We start from the raw sequence: 19,118 nt of genomic DNA on the forward strand, positions 1-19,118 counted from the left end.
CGAATCGGTCAGCCGCCGAGCCAGATTCGTATACGCCTCGACGACATCGAATATGAGTCGACCACCTCGAGCTCACGTTGCGCCGCCGACGGTTCCCCGAAGCCTACGTCGCGAAAGTAGCTGCCGCCCGCAAACATCGGCTCCCCGTCGGCATCGGTATAGGCGTCGAAGAACTCCTCGATCTTCGTCACCAGGGTGCCGCCGACCCAAATGTCTTCGCCGAGCACTGCCATCACCGCGGCGATATCATCGGCGGTCGCGATGCTGTCCGGGTCGAGGGCGAAACTCGCCAGCTCGGTCGACGGATACAGCAGGCACATCAGCTGTTCGGCGTCGCTGATCGAATTGCGTCCGTCACGTCCGCCCCAGACCCACCGGTCATCGCGGAACGAGGTGCGCAGGTGTGCGCGCCAGAGATCCAGAAGTTGTTGCCGCGGTCGGATTCTCATCGTTGCCCCTCCGTACAACTGCACCTCAGTGTGAACGGTGGACCGCGTCCTTGTCCTCGGTTGAGCCGTAATATGTTTCGAGCAACGCTCGACGATGTGTATTGCGAACTGGCGCAGCATCTTTCGGTTCGTCGGCAAGACGACCCGCTGCAGCCGAAAGCCACGTTCGGGAGGGGACCGAACGTGGCTTTCGGGTGGGTGGGGATGGATCAGACGCTGGCGTAGGCCAGGGAGGGAACCTTGTCGGTGGCGAAGGAGGTGCGCAGGTAGCACCACCAGGTGACGGCGGCCATCACGAGGAAGACGGCGGCGTAGGCCCAGAAGGCGGGGGCCATGGTCTTCAGGTGGACGTTGGACAGGCGAAGGGCCTGCTGGACGACGAATCCACCCGCGGCGCCGACCGCGCCGATGACGCCGATCGCGGCGCCGGCCTGGCGCTTGGCGGAGGTGGCCGCCTCGGTCAGGTCCATGCCGTGCTCGGAGGCGTACTTCTTGGCGGTGGCGTTGAAGATCGACGGGATCATCCGGTAGGTGGAGCCGTTGCCGATACCGGCCAGGATGAACAGGGCCAGGAATGCGGTCAGGTAGAGCGGGAAGCTCTTCATGTCGACGGCGGCCACGATGCAGGCCACCGCGATCGACATTCCGCCGAAGACGAACACCGTGATCTTGGCGCCGCCGCCGATCTTGTCGGAGACCCAACCACCGAACGGGCGGCTGAACGAACCGACCAGGGCGCCGAGGAAGGCCAGGTTACCCAGGGTGGTGATCCAGCCGATCTTGGCGAGGTCGGGGAAGGTGGCCTTGATCAGTGTCGGGAAGGCGAACGAGAAGCCGATGAACGAGCCGAACGTGCCGATGTAGAGGAACGACATGATCCACGTGTGCCGGTTGGTCAGCGCCAGCTTGTAGGACTTGCCGTCGGACTTGGCCTCGGCCAGCGAGTCCATGAAGTACAGCGCGCCGAGGGTCGCGACCGCGATGAACGGCAGCCAGAACAGCACGGCGAGGGTGATGCCGAAGCGATAGCCGCCCGCGTCCTTGGCCATGATGTGGGTGCCGAAGGTGATCAGCAGCGGCACGATCAGCTGGGTCTGCGCGACACCGAGGTTGCCGCCCGCGGCGTTGAGGCCGAGCGCGGCGCCCTTCTTGCCCTCGGGGAAGAAGAACGAGATGTTCGACATCGACGAGGAGAAGTTGCCGCCACCGACACCGGCGAGGGAGGCCAGCACCAGGAACACCCACATGGGTGTGCTCGGCTGGTTGACGAAGTAGATGATGCCGAGCGCGGGCAGGAACAGCAACGCGGCGCTGAACGCGGTGAACGCGCGCCCACCGAACCGCGGAACCGCGAAGGTGTACGGAACTCGCAGGGCCGCGCCGACCAAGGTCGGGATCGAGGTGAGCAGCAGCGCGTTGCTCACGGCGACCGCGTTGCCCTTGCCGAGACCCTGCAGGAACTCGAAGCCGGCCGGGCCCATCGCGGTGACGATGGAGCCCCAGATGACCCACATGCTGAAGCCGAGATTTTCGGCGAATACGGAGAAGTACAGATTCTTCTTGGCGGTCTTCGCGCCGCCGGATTCCCAGAACCCCTTGTTGTCGGGATCCCAATGGGAGATCCAGCGGCCCTTCTTCTGGTATTCGAAGGACGGGGCTTCCGTCTCATGGCCGGTGGCGGCTATCGCGGTCATCGGCTTCCTCTCGATCGGGCTCGATAGGAGCAGCTCGCCTGGTGTTCGACGATGCTCCCTGCGGTGTCGAGATAAAGGTAGGAGCCGGTTGTTGCGTGACAATGGCCTCAGGTGACGTTCCAGGCAACTAGGGCTCACCGTGCGAATTCGCTGGTGGTGACAGCCCGGTTACCTGGATTTAGGAAGCGTCTCTCTGCGCTGCTCAGCGGTCCGGATATTCGGCGATGAGCGAGCCGAGGAAGCAGTTGGCCGCCTGCACGGCCCGCTCGGCGTCACCGTCGATGACGGCCTGGACAAGTTCGGCGTGCTCGGTGTCGTACGCGTCGTCGGATTTCGCGGTCCGCGCGTGGATCACCTGCTCGATGATCGGCAGCAGCGAATCGTAGAACTCCAGATATACCGCGTTGTGGCTGGCGACGACGATCGCGCGGTGCAATTCGACGTCGGCGGCGATGGCCACCGGGTCGGCCTCGGCCCAATTCCGGTTGCTGCGTTCGGCGAGCAAGCGCTGGAGAGTGGCGATATCGGCGTCGTCGCGGCGGCGCGCGGCCAGGCCCGCCGCGGTGGTGTCGAGAGCTTGGCGCAGTTCGAGGATGTCGCGTTCGTGCGCGTCGGCGAAGTACTTGCCCAGCGTGCCGCCGACCTCGGAGGTGGCGATCACATAGGTGCCCGAGCCCTGGCGGCGTTCGAGCATGCCCGCGTGCACGAGCGCCTGGACGGCTTCGCGGACGGTATTGCGGCCGGTCCCGGTGAGCTCGGTGAGCTCTGGTTCGGTGGGGATCCGTTGGCCCACTGGCCAACGGCCGGAACGGATCTCGGCCCGAAGCTGTTCGGTGACCTGGGCGATGAGGCTGGTACGCCGGACGGGTTGCACGTCAGCAAGGGTACTGGGCTGTTCCGCCTCGCCGGGACTTCAGGCCGGACTCGACCAGCGCGGGCGGCCGGCGGTGCGTCAGCCCGTTCCGGCGAGTTCCCGTGTTCTCGCGGGAGATCGCTCACAGTCGCTTGGCAGTAGTCATCGGGTCATCCTATGATTTCCGGGTGCCGCCGCTCCGTGATTTCCAGCCAGCTTCCGGCGCCGGGTCGACCCTCGAGGACGACCGGCGTGGTCGCGTCGACCCGTCCCCCGAGATCACCGAGCGGTCGCTGATCGAAGGTCGGCTGCTCGTTCTGGCGGCCATCATCATGTCGGCGCTCACCTTGCGCGCCGCTGTCACCGCGTTCAGTCCGCTCGCCGAGACGATCGGCGCCGAGGTCGGGTACGGGACGGGGATCGTCGGGGTGTTCGGCATGTTGCCGACCGCGATGTTCGGTCTCGCCGGGCTCATCGCGCCGCTGTTCGTGCGCCGGTTCGGGCTCGAGCGGACCGTGTTCGTGGCGATGCTGCTGGCCGGCGCCGGGTCGCTGGTGCGGGTGTTCGCCACCGGGACCGGTGGACTGCTGGCGTTCTCCGGGGTGGCGCTGCTCGGTATGGGCATCGGCAATGTGGTGATTCCGCCGCTGGTGAAGCGGTATTTCGGCGATCATCTGGCCGCGATCAGCTCGCTCTACATCGTGATGGTGCAGCTCAGCACCGTCATTCCGGCGTTCATCGCCGTGCCGGTGGCGCAGGCGCACGGCTGGCGGATCTCGATGGGGGTGTGGGCGCTGGTCGGTTTCGCCGCCGCGATCCCGTGGTTCGTCGTGCTGCGTGATCGGCGTGGTCGCGACACGGTCGACACCACCGCGCTGCCCGCCGAGGCGCCCGAGACCGGCAGAGTCTGGCGTTCGCCGGTGGCGTGGGGGATGGCGGGCATGTTCGGCATGACCTCGCTGACCACCTACGCCATGTTCGCCTGGCTGCCCAAGATCCTGTCCGACGCGGGCGCGAGCGCCGGTTTCGGCGGCAGCATGGTCGGCTTGTTCGCGCTGATCGGGCTGATCCCGGCGCTGGGCGCGCCCACCGTGGTCTCGCGGATGCGCAATCCGTTCCCCGTCGTCGTCGGCTGCATGGTGCTGTTCGCGACCGCTTTCATCGGCCTGCTGGTGGCGCCGATGCAGGCGCCCCTGCTGTGGGTTGTGCTGCTGGGTCTCGGCCCGTCCACCTTCCCGATGGCGCTGACGCTGATCAACCTGCGCACCCGCACCCCCCATGGCTCGGCGGCCCTGTCCGGCTTCACTCAGGGCGTCGGGTACGCGATCGCCTGCACCGGCCCGCTGCTGTTCGGCATGCTGCACACCTGGACCGGCGGCTGGCTCGTCCCGTTCGCCATGCTCTTCGTCGCCCTCGGTGTGCTCCTCGCGGGCGCCTGGCAAGCCTGCAAGCCGCGCATGCTCGAAGACAGCTGGAATTGATCTCACCGTTCGAGTTGCGAACCGGTGCGTTCGGAGTAATGCTGTGTAGATCACACCCTCACGGGCGTTTCCGATGATTTCTTGCTGCTTCCTTACGCGCGGAAATCGTTGCGACACATGCCGGAAACAAAAGGGCTGATCTCACCTCCCTGATCGGGGGAAGGTGAGAAACCGTTGATTCAAGCGACATTTCCCGCAGCATTTCGGCAATACCCATTTCCTACCGTTGGGCCATCGCACTTTTGGGAGGCCCAATCTTGAGCACGCTGAAGCGGAACCACGACATCGATGACTGGGATGCCGAGGACGTCGCGGCCTGGGAAGCCGGTGGCAAGGATGTCGCCAAGCGCAACCTGATCTGGTCTGTGATCGCCGAGCACATCGGATTCTCGGTGTGGTCGATCTGGTCGGTGATGGTGCTGTTCATGCCCACCGACAAGTACGGCATCGACGCGGCGGGCAAGTTCTTCCTCGTCGCCATGCCCACCCTGGTCGGCGCGTTCCTTCGCATCCCCTACACCGTCGCCACCGCCCGCTTCGGCGGCCGCAACTGGACAATCTTCTCCGCGTTCATGCTGCTCGTCCCGCTGGCGCTGACCGCGTACTTCGTCAACCAGCCCGGCACGTCGTACACCACGTTCCTGATCGTGGCCGCGTTCGCCGGCTTCGGTGGCGGCAACTTCGCGTCGTCGATGACCAACATCAACGCCTTCTACCCGCAGCGCCTCAAGGGCTGGGCACTGGGCATGAACGCCGGTGGCGGCAACATCGGCGTCCCGGTGATCCAGCTGCTCGGCCTGCTGGTGCTGGTCACCCTCGGCGGCGACTACGCCACGGTGATCTGTGCCGTCTACCTCGTCCTGGTCGGTGTCACCGCCGTGGGCGCCGCGTTCTACATGGACAACCTGACCAACCAGAAGGCCGACCTGTCCTACATGGTCAAGGCCCTGCGGGTGCCGCAGTCCTGGGCGATCGCCTTCCTCTACATCGGCACGTTCGGTTCGTTCATCGGTTACAGCTTCGCCTTCGCCCAGATCCTGCAGATCAGCTTCAAGGCCGGTGGCGACACCGCCGCTCAGGCCGCCATCCACGCCGCGTCGATCGCCTTCATCGGCCCGCTGCTCGGTTCGCTGGCCCGCCCCTACGGCGGCAAGATGGCCGACCGGATCGGTGGCAGCAAGGTCACCATCGCCACCTTCAGCGCCATGATGCTCGCGGCGCTGCTCGTGATCACCGCCTCGACGATGGCCGACGGCAACAAGGGCGTTGCCACCGGTGCCACCATGACCCTGCTGGTCGCGGGCTTCATCGCCCTGTTCGTCCTGTCCGGTTTCGGCAACGGAGCCGTCACCAAGATCATCCCGTCGGTGTTCGAGGCCAAGTCCAAGAGCCTGCCGGTCTCGCGGGTCGAGCAGGCGGCCTGGTCGCAGAACACCTCCGGCGCCCTGATCGGCTTCGTCGGCGCCATCGGCGCCCTCGGCGGCGTCGGCATCAACATGGTGCTGCGCAGCTCCTACGCCAGCACCGCTTCGGCCACCACCGCGTTCTGGGTGTTCCTCGCCTTCTACGTGGTCTGCGCCGCCGTTACCTGGACGGTCTTCCTGCGCCGTCCCCGTCTCACCTCCGACTCCGCAGTGGTGGTCGAGGCCGAGCACATGGTCCTCGAGGCCGAAACCAACGCTTCGTCGGCCAATTCGTCGGCTCGCTGACAACCGACCACTACCAAGGAGGTCACTCTCATGAACAGCACTCGTAAAACAGCGGTCGTGGTCGGCCACGGCATGGTCGGACACCGTTTCGTCGAAGCCCTTCGTTCGCGCGACGAGGCAGGCCAGTGGCAGGTCATCATCCTGTCGGAGGAGAAGCTGCCCGCGTACGACCGCGTCGGCCTGTCCTACTACGTCGGCAACTGGAACGCCGACGACCTGGCCCTGCCCGGCAACATGTACGACGGCGACGACCTGGTCGACCTGCGACTGGGCCAGCGCGGCGAGGCTATCGACCTCGAAGCCAAGACCGTCACCAGCACCAGCGGCGACGTCATTTCCTACGACGCCCTGGTCATGGCGACCGGTTCCTACCCGTTCGTGCCGCCGGTCCCCGGCCACGACCTGCCCGAGTGCTTCGTCTACCGCACCATCGACGACCTCGACGGCATCCGCGCCGCCGCCGAAGCGGCCGGTCCCGGCGCGCACGGTGTGGTCGTCGGCGGCGGTCTGCTCGGCCTGGAAGCGGCCAACGCGCTGCGCCTGCTCGGCATGACCCCGCACGTCATCGAATACAACGGTCGCCTGATGCCCGCCCAGGTCGACGCCGGTGGTGGCGCGATCCTGGAGAAGCTTGTCACCGATATCGGCCTCAACGTGCACACCGGTGTCGGCACCGCCAAGATCGTCTCGATCGAGGAAGAGGGCGCCGACAAGGTCACCGTGCACCTGTCCGACGATGCCGAGATCAAGGCCTCGCTGGTGGTGTTCTCCGCCGGTGTCCGCCCGCAGGACGCCCTCGCCAAGGCCTCCGGCCTCGAGATCGGCGCCCGCGGCGGCATCCTCACCGACCTCACCCTGCAGACCTCCGACCCGAGCGTCTACGCGATCGGTGAGTGCGCCGCGATCGAGGGCGTCTGCTACGGCCTCGTCGCCCCCGGTTACACCACCGCCGAGATCGTCGCCGACCGGCTGCTGGGCGGGGCGGGCGAGTTCCCCGGTGCCGACATGTCCACCAAGCTGAAGCTGATGGGCGTCGACGTGGCGTCCTTCGGTGACGCGCACGGCACCACCGAGGGCGCCCTCGAGGTCGTGCTGCACGACGCGGCCAAGGGCACCTACGCCAAGCTGGTCGTCTCCGACGACGCGCAGACCCTGCTCGGCGGCATCCTGGTCGGTGACGCCAGCCAGTACGCGGCCCTGCGCCCGCTGGTCGGGCGCCCGCTGCCCGCCGACGCCGCCGCGCTGATCTCCCCGGCCGGCGCCGAACTCGGTGCCGACGCACTGCCCGACGACGCCCAGATCTGCTCCTGCAACAACGTCAGCAAGGGCGCCATCTGCGGCGCGATCGCCGAGGGCGCCTGCGACATCCCGGCCGTCAAGAGCTGCACCAACGCGGGTACCTCCTGCGGTGGCTGTGTGCCGATGATCAAGAAGCTGCTCGAGCAGTCCGGCGTGGCGCTGTCGAAGTCGCTGTGTGAGCACTTCACCCAGTCGCGGGCCGAGCTCTACGACGTGGTCGCCGTCACCGGCATCCGCACCTTCTCCGAGCTGATCGCCAAGCACGGCAAGGGCTCGGGCTGCGATATCTGCAAGCCGACCGTCGCCTCGATCCTGGCCTCGACCTCGAGCGAGCACATCCTCGAGGGCGAGCAGGCCGCGCTGCAGGACACCAACGACCACTTCCTGGCCAACCTGCAGAAGAACGGCACCTACTCGGTCGTCCCGCGGATGCCCGGTGGCGAGGTCACCGCCGACCAGCTGATCGTGATCGGCGAGGTGGCCAAGGAGTTCGGCCTCTACGTCAAGGTCACCGGTGGTCAGCGCATCGACCTGTTCGGCGCCCGCGTGGAGCAGCTGCCGCTGATCTGGAAGCGCCTGGTCGACGTCGGCATGGAGTCCGGCCACGCCTACGGCAAGTCGCTGCGCACCGTGAAGAGCTGCGTCGGTTCCACCTGGTGCCGCTACGGCCAGCAGGACTCGGTCGGCATGGCCGTGCTGCTGGAGAAGCGCTACCGCGGCCTTCGTTCGCCGCACAAGATCAAGCTGGCCGTGTCGGGTTGCGCGCGTGAGTGCGCCGAGGCCCGTGGCAAGGACGTCGGAGTGATCGCCACCGAGCACGGCTGGAACCTCTACGTCGGCGGCAACGGCGGTCTGACCCCCAAGCACGCGGTGCTGCTGGCCGGTGACCTCGACGACGAGACCCTGATCAGCTACATCGACCGCTACCTGATGTTCTACATCCGCACCGCCGACCGCCTGCAGCGCACCGCGCCGTGGCAGGAGGCCCTCGAGGGTGGCTTCGACTACCTCAAGGCCGTCGTTTGTGACGACAGCCTCGGCATCGCCGGTGACCTCGAGGCCGCCATGGCCAAGCACGTCGAGGGCTACAAGGACGAGTGGGCGGCCGTGCTCGAGGACGAGAACAAGCTTTCGCGCTTCGTCTCCTTCGTCAATGCCCCTGACGAAGCCGATCCGACGATTTCGTTCGACGACAGCGGCGAACGCAAGGTACCAGTGCTCCTCGGTCTTCCCGGCATGCCCGTCGGTGTTGCTTCGGACACAGCACCGGCCGGGAAATAAGCCCTTAACGCTGCGGAAACAGGGCGCCTGTACCAATAGGTAAGGCGTTCGGAGGAGGAACCGATGACCGTTATCGACACACCCACCATCACCACTGAGACCGTGACCTGGACCCAGGCTTGCCGGCTCGATTTCCTGATCCCGGGGCGCGGCGTGGCTGTCCTGTTGAAGGGCGGCCGTCAGGCGGCTCTGTTCCTACTCACCGACGGCACGCTCGCCGCCGTCGGCAACATCGATCCGTTCGGCCGGGCCGCGGTGATGTCTCGCGGCATCATCGGTGATCGCGGCGGTGTTCCTGTCGTCGCGTCGCCGCTGCTCAAGCAGGCCTTCTCGCTGATCGACGGCCGTTGTCTCGACGACGAGTCCCAGTCCCTGCCGGTGTACGCCGTCCAACTCGACGGCGGCGTCGTCGCGGTCTCCAACGAGCCGGTGCAGACCCCATGACCTCTCCCACCGACAGTGGCCCGTGCCTTGCCGGCTTCACCATCGGCGTCACCGCGGCCCGCCGCGCCGAGGAATTCAGCACCCTGCTCACCCGCAAGGGCGCGAGCGTGGTGTCCGCCCCCGCCATTCGCATCATCCCGCTGGCCGATGACACCGAGCTCGAACGGGTCACCGAACTGCTGATCGCCGATCCCCCGCAGATCACCGTCGCCACCACCGGCATCGGTTTCCGCGGCTGGATGGAAGCGGCGGAGGGCTGGGGCCTGGCCGAGGTCCTGCGCGACACCCTCGCGTCCACCCGGATGCTGGCCCGCGGCCCCAAGGCCAAGGGCGCGATCCGCGCCGCCGAACTGCGTGAGGAATGGTCGCCTGCCTCGGAGTCCTCGGCCGAGGTGCTCGACCATCTGCTCGCCGAGGGCGTCGAAGGCGTCCGCATCGCGGTGCAGCTGCACGGCGCGACCACCGAATGGGAGCCGGTTCCCGACTTCTGTGAGGTGCTGCGCTGCGCGGGCGCCGACGTGGTCCCGGTCCCGGTGTACCGCTGGGAGCCGCCGGCCGATCGTGGGCCGATGGACAACATGATCGAATCGATCATCTCCGGCAGCCTGGACTGCGTCACCTTCACCAGTGCGCCCGCCGTGGCGTCACTGCTGATGCGCGCCAAGGAAACCGGACTCCTGGAGTCGGTGCTGCACGCGTTCCGCGGCCGGGTGCTCGCCGCCTGTGTCGGGCCGATCACCGCGGCCCCGCTGGAAGAACTCGGCGTGCCGACGACGATGCCCGGTCGCGCCCGGCTGGGCGCGCTGGCTCGCCATGTGGCAGAGGAACTTCCGCGTCGCGCCAGCCGCATCTACGCGGCCGGTCATCTGATCAGCGTGCGTGGTGGATGTGTTGTCGTCGACGGTGAGGTGCGCCAGCTGGCGCCCGCCCCGATGGCGTTGATGCGATCGCTGGCTCGTCAGCCCGGTCGGGTCGTGTCGCGCGAAGACCTGCTGGCCGCGTTGCCGGGTGGCGGTGACGACACCCATGCGGTGGAGACCGCGATCGCGCGATTGCGGGCCGGTTTGGGCACTCCCAAGGCGATTCAGACCGTGGTGAAGCGCGGGTACCGGCTGGCGCTGGACGCGGCCGACTGCTCCGATACGCCGCCCGTGCGCGCGGCTGTTCAGGCACCGCACGCCGCGGGGATCGGAACGCCCGCCCGCTCGCCCCGGCCGGCTCAAGCGATCGGAGTGTGGTGAGCGCCGGGCAGCCGGGTGATCCGGCTCTGGTGCTGGTCGCGCACGGCACTCGCAGTGCGCGCGGGGTGGAGATGATCGCGGCGCTGGCCGACGCGGTGGCCGCCGAACTCGGCGTCTCGGCGCCGAATACCGCGCTGCGGACAGCGTTCGTCGACGTGCTCGGTCCGTCGCCGTCGGAGGTGCTGCGGGATCTCGATGGGCCCGCTGTCGTTGTTCCGGCGTTCCTCGCTTCCGGCTATCACGTGTACCAGGACGTTCCGCGTGAGGTTGCCGAGAGTGGGCACTGCGCGGTGGCCGTGACCGAGGCGATGGGACCGGATCCGGCGCTGACCCGGATCATGGCGGTGCGGTTGCGCGCGGCCGGGTGGAAGCCCGGTGACGCGGTGGTGTTCGCGGCCGCGGGTTCTTCGGATTCGCGTGCGCGCCAGGATGTTCGGCGGGCTGCGGGCATGATGGCCGAGCAGCTGGACGCGCCGGTGAAGATCGCGTACGTGGCGACCGGGACTCCGCGTGTGCCCGAAGTCGTTGCCGCGCTGCGCGAATCGGGTGCGCACCGGGTGTTCATCGCGTCGTATCTGCTGGCGCACGGGCTGTTTCATCAGCGGTTGCACGAGGCCGGTGCCGATGGGGTGGCCGAGCCGATCGGTGTGCACCCGGGGGTTGTCCGGTTGATCGTCGATCGGTACCGGAGCGCGGCCAGGGAGCTGGTCGGCGTTCGCTGACGCCGATCGCACAGGCAGCCGGTGCGGGCGGCTGCGACTAGAGTTGGGCCGACTTCACAACAAGGGGGCACCGCTCGATGTCAGATTCGTCCGCAGGTCAGGGCTATTCATCGCAGGATGACGGGCTGACGGCGTATCCGGACGAGTCGGCGGCACGTGGGCCCGTGAATCCACTGGTTCCCGGCACCTATCCGCCACCGCCGAGCTCGGCCGTTCCGCACCCGCCGACGCACGGCCCGGTGCCGGGTGCGGTGGGATCGCCACCGCCCTACGCGCCGCCGCCGCCCTATGGGCCGGGTGCTCCGTATCCCGGGCCGGGTAGTGCGCCGGTGGACGCCGGGCCTCGGGTCGTTCCGCAGAGTGTGCAGATCGCGTTCTACGTGATGCTGGCGGGGGCGGTGGTCACGCTGCTCGGCATGGCCTACTCGCTCACCATGCTCGACGAGACACGCAGTGCCGCGCTCGACGCTTCGGGTGGGGTGTTGCGGGGCGACGACCTCGATCTTCTGGTGTACGCGAGCGTCGGCGGGGCCCTCCTGAGCTCGCTGGTGACGGTGGGGCTGTGGGTGTGGATGGCGTTCGTCTGCCGGGCCGGAAAGAACTGGGGCCGGATCACGGGGACGGTCTTGTTCGGGATCAACGCGCTGCTCTATGCCGCAGGCACGGTGACGGCGTTCGTCACCTCGACGGCGGGGATCGCGCTGGTGTTCAGCACGGTCACCCTGGCGATCGGGCTCGCCGCGGTGATCCTGCTGTGGAACCGGACGTCCTCGCCCTTCTTCGCGGCTCCGGCGCCGCAGGGCTACCAGCCCTACCCCGGCTATCCGCCTATCGCGCCGTACTGAAATTCGCGCGGTAGGTACTGGGGGAGACGCCGACCTGGCGAACCATGTGCTGGCGCAACGACTCCGCCGAGCCGATGCCGCTGTGCCGCGCGACCTGTTCGATCGGCAAGGTAGTCGATTCCAGTAGTTCCCTGGCGCGGTGGATGCGCTGACTCAGCAGCCATTTCTGCGGGCTGAGGCCGGTCTCCTCGTGGAATCGGCGGCTCAGGGTGCGCACGCTGATTCGCGCGTGTTCGGCCAGCTCGCGCAGGGACACAGGGGTGTCGAGGCGTTGTAGCGCCCACGTCCGGGTAGCGGAGAGGGACAGGTCGTCGTCGGCGGGTAGTGGCGTGTCGACGAACTGGGCCTGTCCGCCGGGCCGCACGGGCGTCACCACCGCGGCCCGCGCGGCGGCGTTCGCCGCGGTGGCGCCGTAGTCGGCGCGAATCAGGTGCAGGCACAGGTCGATTCCGGCTGCCGCGCCTGCCGCGGTGGTCACCGGTCCGTCCTCGATGAACAGTGCGTCGCTGCGCACCTGGACGAGCGGATGGTCGCGGGCCAGTTCCTCGGCCAGTGCCCAGTGCGTGGTCGCGGTGCGCCCGTCGAGCAGTCCGGCTTGGGCGAGCACGAACGCGCCGCTGCAGATCGAGGTGACCAGGATGCCGCGGTCGACGGCCGCGCGCAGCGCCTTCAGCGTCACCGGATCCGCGTCGGCGCGACTGCCGGTGCTCGGCACGATCACCGCGTCGGCGGTGTCGAGTACCTCGAGCCCGTGCCGGATCACGACGTCGAACCCACCGGGCGACATCGAGGGCAGCGCCCCCGGCGCGGCGGTGCAGACCACCACGCGATAACCGGGCTCGCCGTCGACCGTGATCGAGCCCATCAGCGTTTCCGGCATCGACAGATCGAAGGACTTCACCGGTGGGACAGCAACCACGGCAATGGTCTTCATGGCCTGATCCTTGGGATAGCTGGCAGTGCGGCCACTAGTTTAGCCGTCTCGCGAGCGGCATCGTGGAAGGCGCGGGCGCGACCACGTCGCTCGCATCGAAATATGTTGTTGTGAAAGGGAATTCACATGTCCACTCATGTTGTGATCGGCCATGGCGGCACCGCCACCGCCACCGCGCTGTCGCTGGTCGACGCCGGGGATCGCGTACGGATGGTGAGCCGGACCGGGCTCGGCCCCACCCATCCCGACGTGGAACTGATCGCCCTCGACGCGCTCGATACCACCGCTCTGATCGAGATCGCGACCGGTGCGAGCACCGTCTTCAACATGGCGATGCCCGCGTATCACACCTGGCCGGAAACGGTTCCGCCCCTGTTCGGCTCGATCCTGTCGGCCACCGAAACCGTCGGCGCCGACCTGGTCATGCTGGGGAACCTGTACGGCTACGGTCCGGTCGACGGTGTGGTGTCCGAGCACACCCCGCTCGCCGCGACCGGCAGTAAGGGCGCGGTCAGGGCCAGGATGTGGGCCGATGCGCTCGCCGCGCACGAGGCAGGCCGGCTGCGCGTCACCGAAGTGCGCGCGGGCCAATTCCTCGGCGCGGCCGCTGTCTCGGTCTTCACCCTGTTCGTCCAGGCCGCGGTTCTGGCGAAAACCCCGGCCAAGGTCCCGCAGGAACTCGACCTCCCGCACTCCTACACCGCGATCGGTGATGCCGCGGCCGCGCTGGTGGCGGTCGCGCGTGACGACCGATCGTGGGGGAGGGCCTGGCACGCCCCGGTGATCACCACGACCGTGCGCGAGATCGCGAACCGGCTCGCCGAGCTGGCCGGCGTCGCGACACCCGAACTCGCGGTGCTCACCGACGCGGAGATCACCGAATTCGCTCAGCAGGACCCGTTCTGGACCGAACTGTTCGAGACGAAACACATGTCCCATCGCGAGTTCGTCGTCGACGATTCGGCGCTGCGGACCACCTTCGGCACCACCGCGTCGAAGCTGGACGAGGTGCTCGCCGAGGTGGTCGCCGCCGACGCGGCCGCACGGCTATCCGTGCCCGACGCGGGGTAGATGCCGTAGGTTTGCCGGGGAACCAGTCAACGGTTGCTCCGAATCCCGGGAGGCCCGGTGCGGCAAGGCGAGGATGGTATCGGCGCGGTAGATGCCGTGATGGCGGCAGAAGCTGTGCCGATTCCCCTGTCTCCCGGGCAATTACGCTGGTGGGTAGCTCATCAGCTCGCACCCGGTGTGCCCGCCACGATCGCCCTGTATCTGGATCTGCGTGGGCCACTGGACATCGCGCGCCTGCGCACCGCGATCCGCTCGGCGGCGGTGCGGCTGGAGTCACCGCATGTGCGCATACGCCTCGTCGACGGCACACCGCACCAACTCCTCGACCCGGCCGTCTTCGGCGAACTCGCCGAGGTCGATCTCACCGCTGCTGCGAAGGGGCCGCCGGGTGGCGGTGTGGATCATGGTGCGGCGGTGGTCGAAGCGCTGTCGCGGATGGAGGCGGATCGGCGGGCTCGGCTGGATCTGTGCACGGACGCGATCACTGTCGCGACGTTGTACCGGGTGGGACCCGAGCGGTGTTTTCTCTACCTGCGCAGTCATCATCTGGTGCTCGATGGTGTCGGTGCGGCGGCGCTGCTCCGGCTGGCTGCCGAAAACTATTCGCGGGAAAGAGATCTCGACCGGACCGAGGTGTTGTCGATCGAGGACCTGGTCGAGGCGGACCGGGTCTATCGGCATTCCTCTCGCGCGGTGGCGGATCGGGCGTTCTGGGCGAAAGAGACTGCGGGGCTGCCGGATCCGATCGGGATGGCCGGTGTCGCCGCGCCCGCGTCGGCCTGTCCGCACCGGGTGTCGGCCTGCCTCGACGAGCGCACCGCGAATCTGCTGGCCGTCGCGCGCCGGCGTTACGCGGCCAGCTTTCCGGAGCTGACCGCCGCTGCCTTCGCCGCGTTCCTCGCCAGAATGTCGGGCTCCGATCAGATCGTCCTCTCACTGCCCGTGGCCGCTCGGCCCACCGCTGCCCTGCGACGCTCGGCCGGGTCGGTCTCCAATGTCGTGCCCTTGCGGCTGCGCGACCTCGGTACGGCGACAGTCGAAGAACTGATCGATCAGGTGCGCCTGCGGGTGATCGGGGCCCTGCGTCACCAGTGCTACCGCTATGAGGACATTCAACGCGACCGTGGCGAAACCCACTTGGCCCGAGGCGGATTCGGCCCCGTGATCAATCTCCTCGGTTTCACCGCTCCGCTGACCCTCGGTGCGGCTGACGGCCGGGCCCACCTGCTGAGCCTCGGCCCCGTCGAAGACCTCCTCGTCAACGGCTATCAACTCGGTCCCGACGACACCACCGCGACGATCGACTTCCAAGCCAACCCGGCCCGCTACGACGCCGCCACCCTGTCCTGGTACCACCGCCTGTTCCTCGACTGGTTCGCCAGCTTCCTGGCCGCCGAACCCGCCCGGCAGATCCACGACCTGACTACTGAATTCACCACCCCGCGCCCTGCGCGATCCCCCGCCGAGGACGCAGCCGTGAAACCAGGCGACAGCGAGGACGTGGGTGACCTCGCGCAGCGACCGCTGCTCCGGCCTGTCGCGGAATCGGTCCCGACCCTCTCGCACCGAGTCGTCTGCGCGGCAACGACTTCGACGTTGCCGGAACTGTTCGGCGGATTCGATGAGGCAGGCGCCGTCGCGGTGGTGGACGGTGGCCGGTCGATGACCTACCGGGAGCTCGGCGAGTCGGTGGCGCGTTGGGCCAGGGTACTCATCGCGTACGGGGCCACGCCGGGGAGTCCGGTACTGACCGCGATTCCGAGGTCGCTCGAGTCGGTGCTGGCAGTGCGCGCGATCGCGGCGGCCGGTGCCTGCCTGACACCGATCGATGTGGGTGATCCGGGTGAGCGGGTCGCCCGGATCATCGCCGGATCCGGTGCGGTGCTGGGGTTGACGACACGGGCTGCTCGCCCCGGGCGATCCGGCGATTCCGCCGGGGTCACCTGGCTGCTGCTCGATGACGCGGAAACCCTGGCCCACGTGGCCGATCAGCGATCGGACCCGGTCACCGACGCGGATCGTCGCGACCGGCTGACCTGCGCGCACCTCGCCTACCTGATCCATACTTCGGGGACAACCGGGGCACCCAAAGGCGTCGCGGTGACGCATCGCGGCCTCGCTCCCTTGACCGGCCACCTGCTCGACCGCTACCGCACCACGCCGGATTCGGTAGTGCTGCACGCGCATTCACCCGCCTTCGACGCGCACCTGCTCGAACTCCTCGCCGCGTTCGCCGCGGGCGCGCGTCTGGTGATCGAACCGCCCACGGTGGTGGCGGGCGCGGAGCTGACCGGGCTGATCGCCCAGCATCGCGTCACACATCTGCTCACCACGCCCGCCGTGCTGGCGACACTGCGCCCCGCCGATGTGCCGAGTCTGACGGTGGTGGTCGTCGGCGGCGAGGCCTGCCCGCCGGAACTGGTCGCCACCTGGGCATCCCGAGTCCGCTTGCACAACGGCTACGGCCCCACCGAGGCCACGGTGATGGCCACCCAATCGGCGCCCCTGGTAGCGGGGGAGCCCGTGACGATCGGCGCACCGCTACCGACAGTGGTCGCGCTGCTCCTGGATCCACGCCTGCGAGCTGTCCCCGCCGGTGCGCGGGCCGAGCTGTACCTCGGTGGACCGTGCGTAGCGCAGGGCTACCTCGGCGATCCCGCGACCACCGCGGCCCGTTTCGTGGCAGATCCCAGAGGTAGCGGCGAACGTGTCTACCGCACCGGCGATCTCGTCGGACCACGCCCCGGCGGCGGCTACGAGTTCCTCGGCCGCATCGATTCCCAGCTGGCCGTCCGCGGCCGCCGCATCGAACCGGCCGAAGTCGAAGCAGCCCTGCTCACCGACCCTGCCATCGCCCACGCCGCAGTCGACATCGCCGACGCGGGCACCCCAGCCGCCCGTCTCATCGGCTACGTCGTCCCGACCCGAGCGTCCGTCCGCGCCGGTCCGCAGCACCCCTTCGCGCCGAACACCGCGGCCGACAGTGCCTCCGTCCCGGTCCGTGGCTCGGCCGATCTCTCCGCGTCGGGCACCGCAGCCGACGGTGCCTCGGTCCCGGTCTGGGGCTCGGCCGATCCGTCGGCGCCGGACGCCACCTTCGACAGTGCCCCGGCCCTGGCCCGCCGTGGGCCGGAACATGTGTTCTCCTCGGGTATCACATTCGATGCCACCGCAACCCTCGCTCGTTTACGCACGGTCCTGCCCGCGGCCATGGTCCCCGCCGCGTTGGTCACCCTCGACCGCCTCCCACTGACAGCCAACGGCAAACTCGACCGCGCGGCACTTCCCACGCCGTCCTCCACTCCTTACCGATCGCCACAAACCTCGCTCCAACACCTGATCGCCACCACTTTCGCCACCGCCTGCCATCTCGACACGGTCGGCGCCGACGACGACTTCTTCGCGATCGGCGGCAATTCGCTGACCGGCGTGAGTGTTTCGGCGCAGCTGGCCCAGTCGACGGACACCCCGATCACGGTCCGCTGGCTCTACACCGCACCGACCGTCGCCGCCCTGGCCCACCGCATCGAGACCTACCGCGCCGACGCCGACCCGGGCGCCGACGCCCTCGCCACCGTGCTGCCCTTGCGCACCGGCGGAACCCGTCCACCGCTGTTCTGTGTCCACTCCGCCGTCCCGCTCGCCTGGTGCTACACCGGCCTGGCACGCCACATCACGGACCGTCCTGTGTACGGATTGCAGGCACCGACCTTGTCCGGAACACGGTCGGGCCAGGCCGCGTCAGGTGCGCACGTGACCGCGCGACCCGACGCCCTGACCGTCGACTTCCTCGCGAGGACCTACGCCACCGAGATCACCCGCCTGCAACCCGACGGCCCCCTCCACCTCCTCGGCTGGTCCCTCGGCGGCCAACTCGCCCACGCCACCGCCGTCCGGCTGCGCGCCGGAGGTCGTGACGTGGCCACCCTCGCCATGCTCGACAGTGTCGTCATCCCCGATCACGCCGACCCACCCCCGCGCCCCCGCATGCGCGACCTCCTCACCCACCTGCTCGGCGACGAACCCGACGACGCAGACGCCCTTCCCGACCTCTCGGCGGAGCAAGCCGCCGCCGAATTGGCCGCCGCCGGAGCATCTCTCGGGTCCGGACTCGCCGCTGCCCAGCTGACCCGACTGCACGAGGCCTACGCCGACGGTGTTCGTCTCTCACACGGCTACCGCCCCGACCGGTTCGACGGCGACCTCCTCTACTTCTGCGCCACCCAGGGCATGACCGCCTTCCTCGACGCCCAGATGTGGCGTCCTTTCGTCACGGGTCGTCTCATCGAACATCCGGTCGACACCACCCACGCCCAGCTCACCAACGCCGACGTCGTCGCCCACATCGGCCCGATCCTCGACCGCCACCTGCGTGCGGCCGAAACCGCGACGGCCACACCATGACCACCCTGCGCTCGACGACCGGCAGGCGTACCACCGCCACCTGGTGGTGCGTTTACGACGACCCCGTCCGCTGGTCCGCCGAACATCCTCGAACGGCGCCGTTGCTGGAGTGGTTCGCCGACACCCTGATGCGACCGGATCCCGTGCAGGGCAGGCCGGGCCCCGTCTGCCCGTTCGTCAAACCCGCTGCCGCACAACACACCCTGTGGATCGCCGAACTGGCCGACACCGGCTCGATCGCCGAGGCCGTCGACGACGCCTTCGACCTCTACCGCACCCTCGACCACACCCCAGCCGTCCTGACCGTCTTCCCCGACCTCGACGACACCACCCGCATCGACGCCGCCCACGCCACGCGAAAGAGCGACATCGTGCGCGCGGGCGCCATGCTCGGCCAGTTCTATCCCGGCTGCCCGGTGGCGGGCCTGTGGAATCGCGACTACCGCCCGCTGCACGCCCCGCTGCCGATGCTGGTGATCCGCCCGATGATGAACACCGATTTCCCGTTCCTCGTCGGCGAACCGCAATGGCTCTCGGCCTACCTCGCCCGGCACGCGCCCGGACTCCCGCGCAAGCTCCGTGCCGCGATTGCGGACCGGATGCACGTCCCCGACGCGGGACCCGCCTCGATCACCGGGCTGCGGGCGCATTTTCCGGATGAACACGCACAATAGGGACACGAACCGCCCAA

General features: G+C 68.4%; 14 protein-coding genes. 10 read left to right on the forward strand and 4 right to left on the reverse strand.

What is annotated here, in order from left to right; genetic code table 11:
• Positions 1–8: 8 nt before the first annotated feature.
• From ACWDXS_RS09610 to ACWDXS_RS09620, 3 genes are all read right to left on the reverse strand, one after another.
• Complete coding sequence (locus ACWDXS_RS09610) at positions 9–449, reverse strand: hypothetical protein (protein ID WP_449964013.1); 441 nt, start codon at positions 447–449, stop codon at positions 9–11.
• 209 nt (positions 450–658) lie between these two features.
• Positions 659–2,143 carry an MFS transporter gene (locus ACWDXS_RS09615; protein WP_378991278.1) on the reverse strand — a complete coding sequence of 495 codons (1,485 nt, stop codon included), beginning with the start codon at positions 2,141–2,143 and terminating at the stop codon, positions 659–661.
• A gap of 202 nt (positions 2,144–2,345) precedes the next feature.
• Positions 2,346–3,017 carry a FadR/GntR family transcriptional regulator gene (locus ACWDXS_RS09620; protein ID WP_101466098.1) on the reverse strand — a complete coding sequence of 224 codons (672 nt, stop codon included), beginning with the start codon at positions 3,015–3,017 and terminating at the stop codon, positions 2,346–2,348.
• Between the two features lie 311 nt (positions 3,018–3,328).
• On the opposite strand from ACWDXS_RS09620, the gene ACWDXS_RS09625 reads away from it, so the two are divergent.
• From ACWDXS_RS09625 to ACWDXS_RS09655, 7 genes are all read left to right on the forward strand, one after another.
• Positions 3,329–4,477 (forward strand): MFS transporter, encoded by a 1,149-nt coding sequence (locus ACWDXS_RS09625; protein ID WP_378991618.1) that lies wholly within the window; start codon positions 3,329–3,331, stop codon positions 4,475–4,477.
• A 254-nt stretch (positions 4,478–4,731) separates the two neighbouring features.
• Positions 4,732–6,186 carry a nitrate/nitrite transporter gene (locus ACWDXS_RS09630; RefSeq protein ID WP_378991619.1) on the forward strand — a complete coding sequence of 485 codons (1,455 nt, stop codon included), beginning with the start codon at positions 4,732–4,734 and terminating at the stop codon, positions 6,184–6,186.
• 30 nt (positions 6,187–6,216) lie between these two features.
• Positions 6,217–8,766 carry a nitrite reductase large subunit NirB gene (nirB, locus tag ACWDXS_RS09635; RefSeq protein WP_449964017.1) on the forward strand — a complete coding sequence of 850 codons (2,550 nt, stop codon included), beginning with the start codon at positions 6,217–6,219 and terminating at the stop codon, positions 8,764–8,766.
• A gap of 63 nt (positions 8,767–8,829) precedes the next feature.
• A complete protein-coding gene (nirD, locus tag ACWDXS_RS09640; protein WP_101466100.1) occupies positions 8,830–9,210 on the forward strand; it encodes a nitrite reductase small subunit NirD in 381 nt (126 codons plus the stop codon).
• The gene (locus ACWDXS_RS09645) at positions 9,207–10,451 is read left to right on the forward strand and encodes a uroporphyrinogen-III synthase (RefSeq protein ID WP_378991282.1); all 1,245 of its coding nucleotides are present in this window, start codon (positions 9,207–9,209) and stop codon (positions 10,449–10,451) included. Before nirD ends, ACWDXS_RS09645 begins: the two co-directional genes overlap by 4 nt.
• A complete protein-coding gene (locus tag ACWDXS_RS09650) occupies positions 10,445–11,173 on the forward strand; it encodes a sirohydrochlorin chelatase (protein WP_449964022.1) in 729 nt (242 codons plus the stop codon). Before ACWDXS_RS09645 ends, ACWDXS_RS09650 begins: the two co-directional genes overlap by 7 nt.
• Positions 11,174–11,250: 77 nt before the next feature.
• Complete coding sequence (locus tag ACWDXS_RS09655) at positions 11,251–12,018, forward strand: hypothetical protein (protein ID WP_449964025.1); 768 nt, start codon at positions 11,251–11,253, stop codon at positions 12,016–12,018.
• Here the strand turns inward: ACWDXS_RS09655 and ACWDXS_RS09660 are convergent.
• Positions 12,002–12,952, reverse strand: coding sequence for a GlxA family transcriptional regulator (locus tag ACWDXS_RS09660; RefSeq protein WP_449964028.1), 951 nt, complete (start codon positions 12,950–12,952; stop codon positions 12,002–12,004). The genes ACWDXS_RS09655 and ACWDXS_RS09660 overlap by 17 nt on opposite strands.
• A 126-nt stretch (positions 12,953–13,078) precedes the next feature.
• Here ACWDXS_RS09660 and ACWDXS_RS09665 point away from each other — a divergent pair, with 126 nt between their 5' ends.
• The 3 genes from ACWDXS_RS09665 (at position 13,079) to ACWDXS_RS09675 (ending at position 19,101) form a co-directional block, all read left to right on the forward strand.
• Entirely contained in the window at positions 13,079–14,023 is a 945-nt protein-coding gene (locus ACWDXS_RS09665) for a Rossmann-fold NAD(P)-binding domain-containing protein (protein WP_378991288.1), read from the forward strand.
• A 99-nt stretch (positions 14,024–14,122) separates the two neighbouring features.
• Positions 14,123–18,427 carry an amino acid adenylation domain-containing protein gene (locus tag ACWDXS_RS09670; RefSeq protein WP_449964032.1) on the forward strand — a complete coding sequence of 1,435 codons (4,305 nt, stop codon included), beginning with the start codon at positions 14,123–14,125 and terminating at the stop codon, positions 18,425–18,427.
• Positions 18,424–19,101 carry a DUF6875 domain-containing protein gene (locus ACWDXS_RS09675; protein WP_449964034.1) on the forward strand — a complete coding sequence of 226 codons (678 nt, stop codon included), beginning with the start codon at positions 18,424–18,426 and terminating at the stop codon, positions 19,099–19,101. Before ACWDXS_RS09670 ends, ACWDXS_RS09675 begins: the two co-directional genes overlap by 4 nt.
• Positions 19,102–19,118 lie beyond the last annotated feature (17 nt).

The sequence above is a fragment of the Nocardia sp. NPDC003183 genome (assembly GCF_053590715.1).

Excerpts from the sequence above, each read along its gene's own strand:
- ACWDXS_RS09610 (WP_449964013.1), bottom strand. The coding sequence starts at position 449 with ATGAGAATCCGACCGCGGCAACAACTTCTGGATCTCTGGCGCGCACAC.
- ACWDXS_RS09615 (WP_378991278.1), bottom strand. The coding sequence starts at position 2,143 with ATGACCGCGATAGCCGCCACCGGCCATGAGACGGAAGCCCCGTCCTTC.
- ACWDXS_RS09625 (WP_378991618.1), top strand. The coding sequence starts at position 3,329 with ATGTCGGCGCTCACCTTGCGCGCCGCTGTCACCGCGTTCAGTCCGCTC.
- nirB (WP_449964017.1), top strand. The coding sequence starts at position 6,217 with ATGAACAGCACTCGTAAAACAGCGGTCGTGGTCGGCCACGGCATGGTC.
- nirD (WP_101466100.1), top strand. The coding sequence starts at position 8,830 with ATGACCGTTATCGACACACCCACCATCACCACTGAGACCGTGACCTGG.
- ACWDXS_RS09645 (WP_378991282.1), top strand. The coding sequence starts at position 9,207 with ATGACCTCTCCCACCGACAGTGGCCCGTGCCTTGCCGGCTTCACCATC.
- ACWDXS_RS09655 (WP_449964025.1), top strand. The coding sequence starts at position 11,251 with ATGTCAGATTCGTCCGCAGGTCAGGGCTATTCATCGCAGGATGACGGG.
- ACWDXS_RS09660 (WP_449964028.1), bottom strand. The coding sequence starts at position 12,952 with ATGAAGACCATTGCCGTGGTTGCTGTCCCACCGGTGAAGTCCTTCGAT.
- ACWDXS_RS09665 (WP_378991288.1), top strand. The coding sequence starts at position 13,079 with ATGTCCACTCATGTTGTGATCGGCCATGGCGGCACCGCCACCGCCACC.
- ACWDXS_RS09670 (WP_449964032.1), top strand. The coding sequence starts at position 14,123 with ATGGCGGCAGAAGCTGTGCCGATTCCCCTGTCTCCCGGGCAATTACGC.
- ACWDXS_RS09675 (WP_449964034.1), top strand. The coding sequence starts at position 18,424 with ATGACCACCCTGCGCTCGACGACCGGCAGGCGTACCACCGCCACCTGG.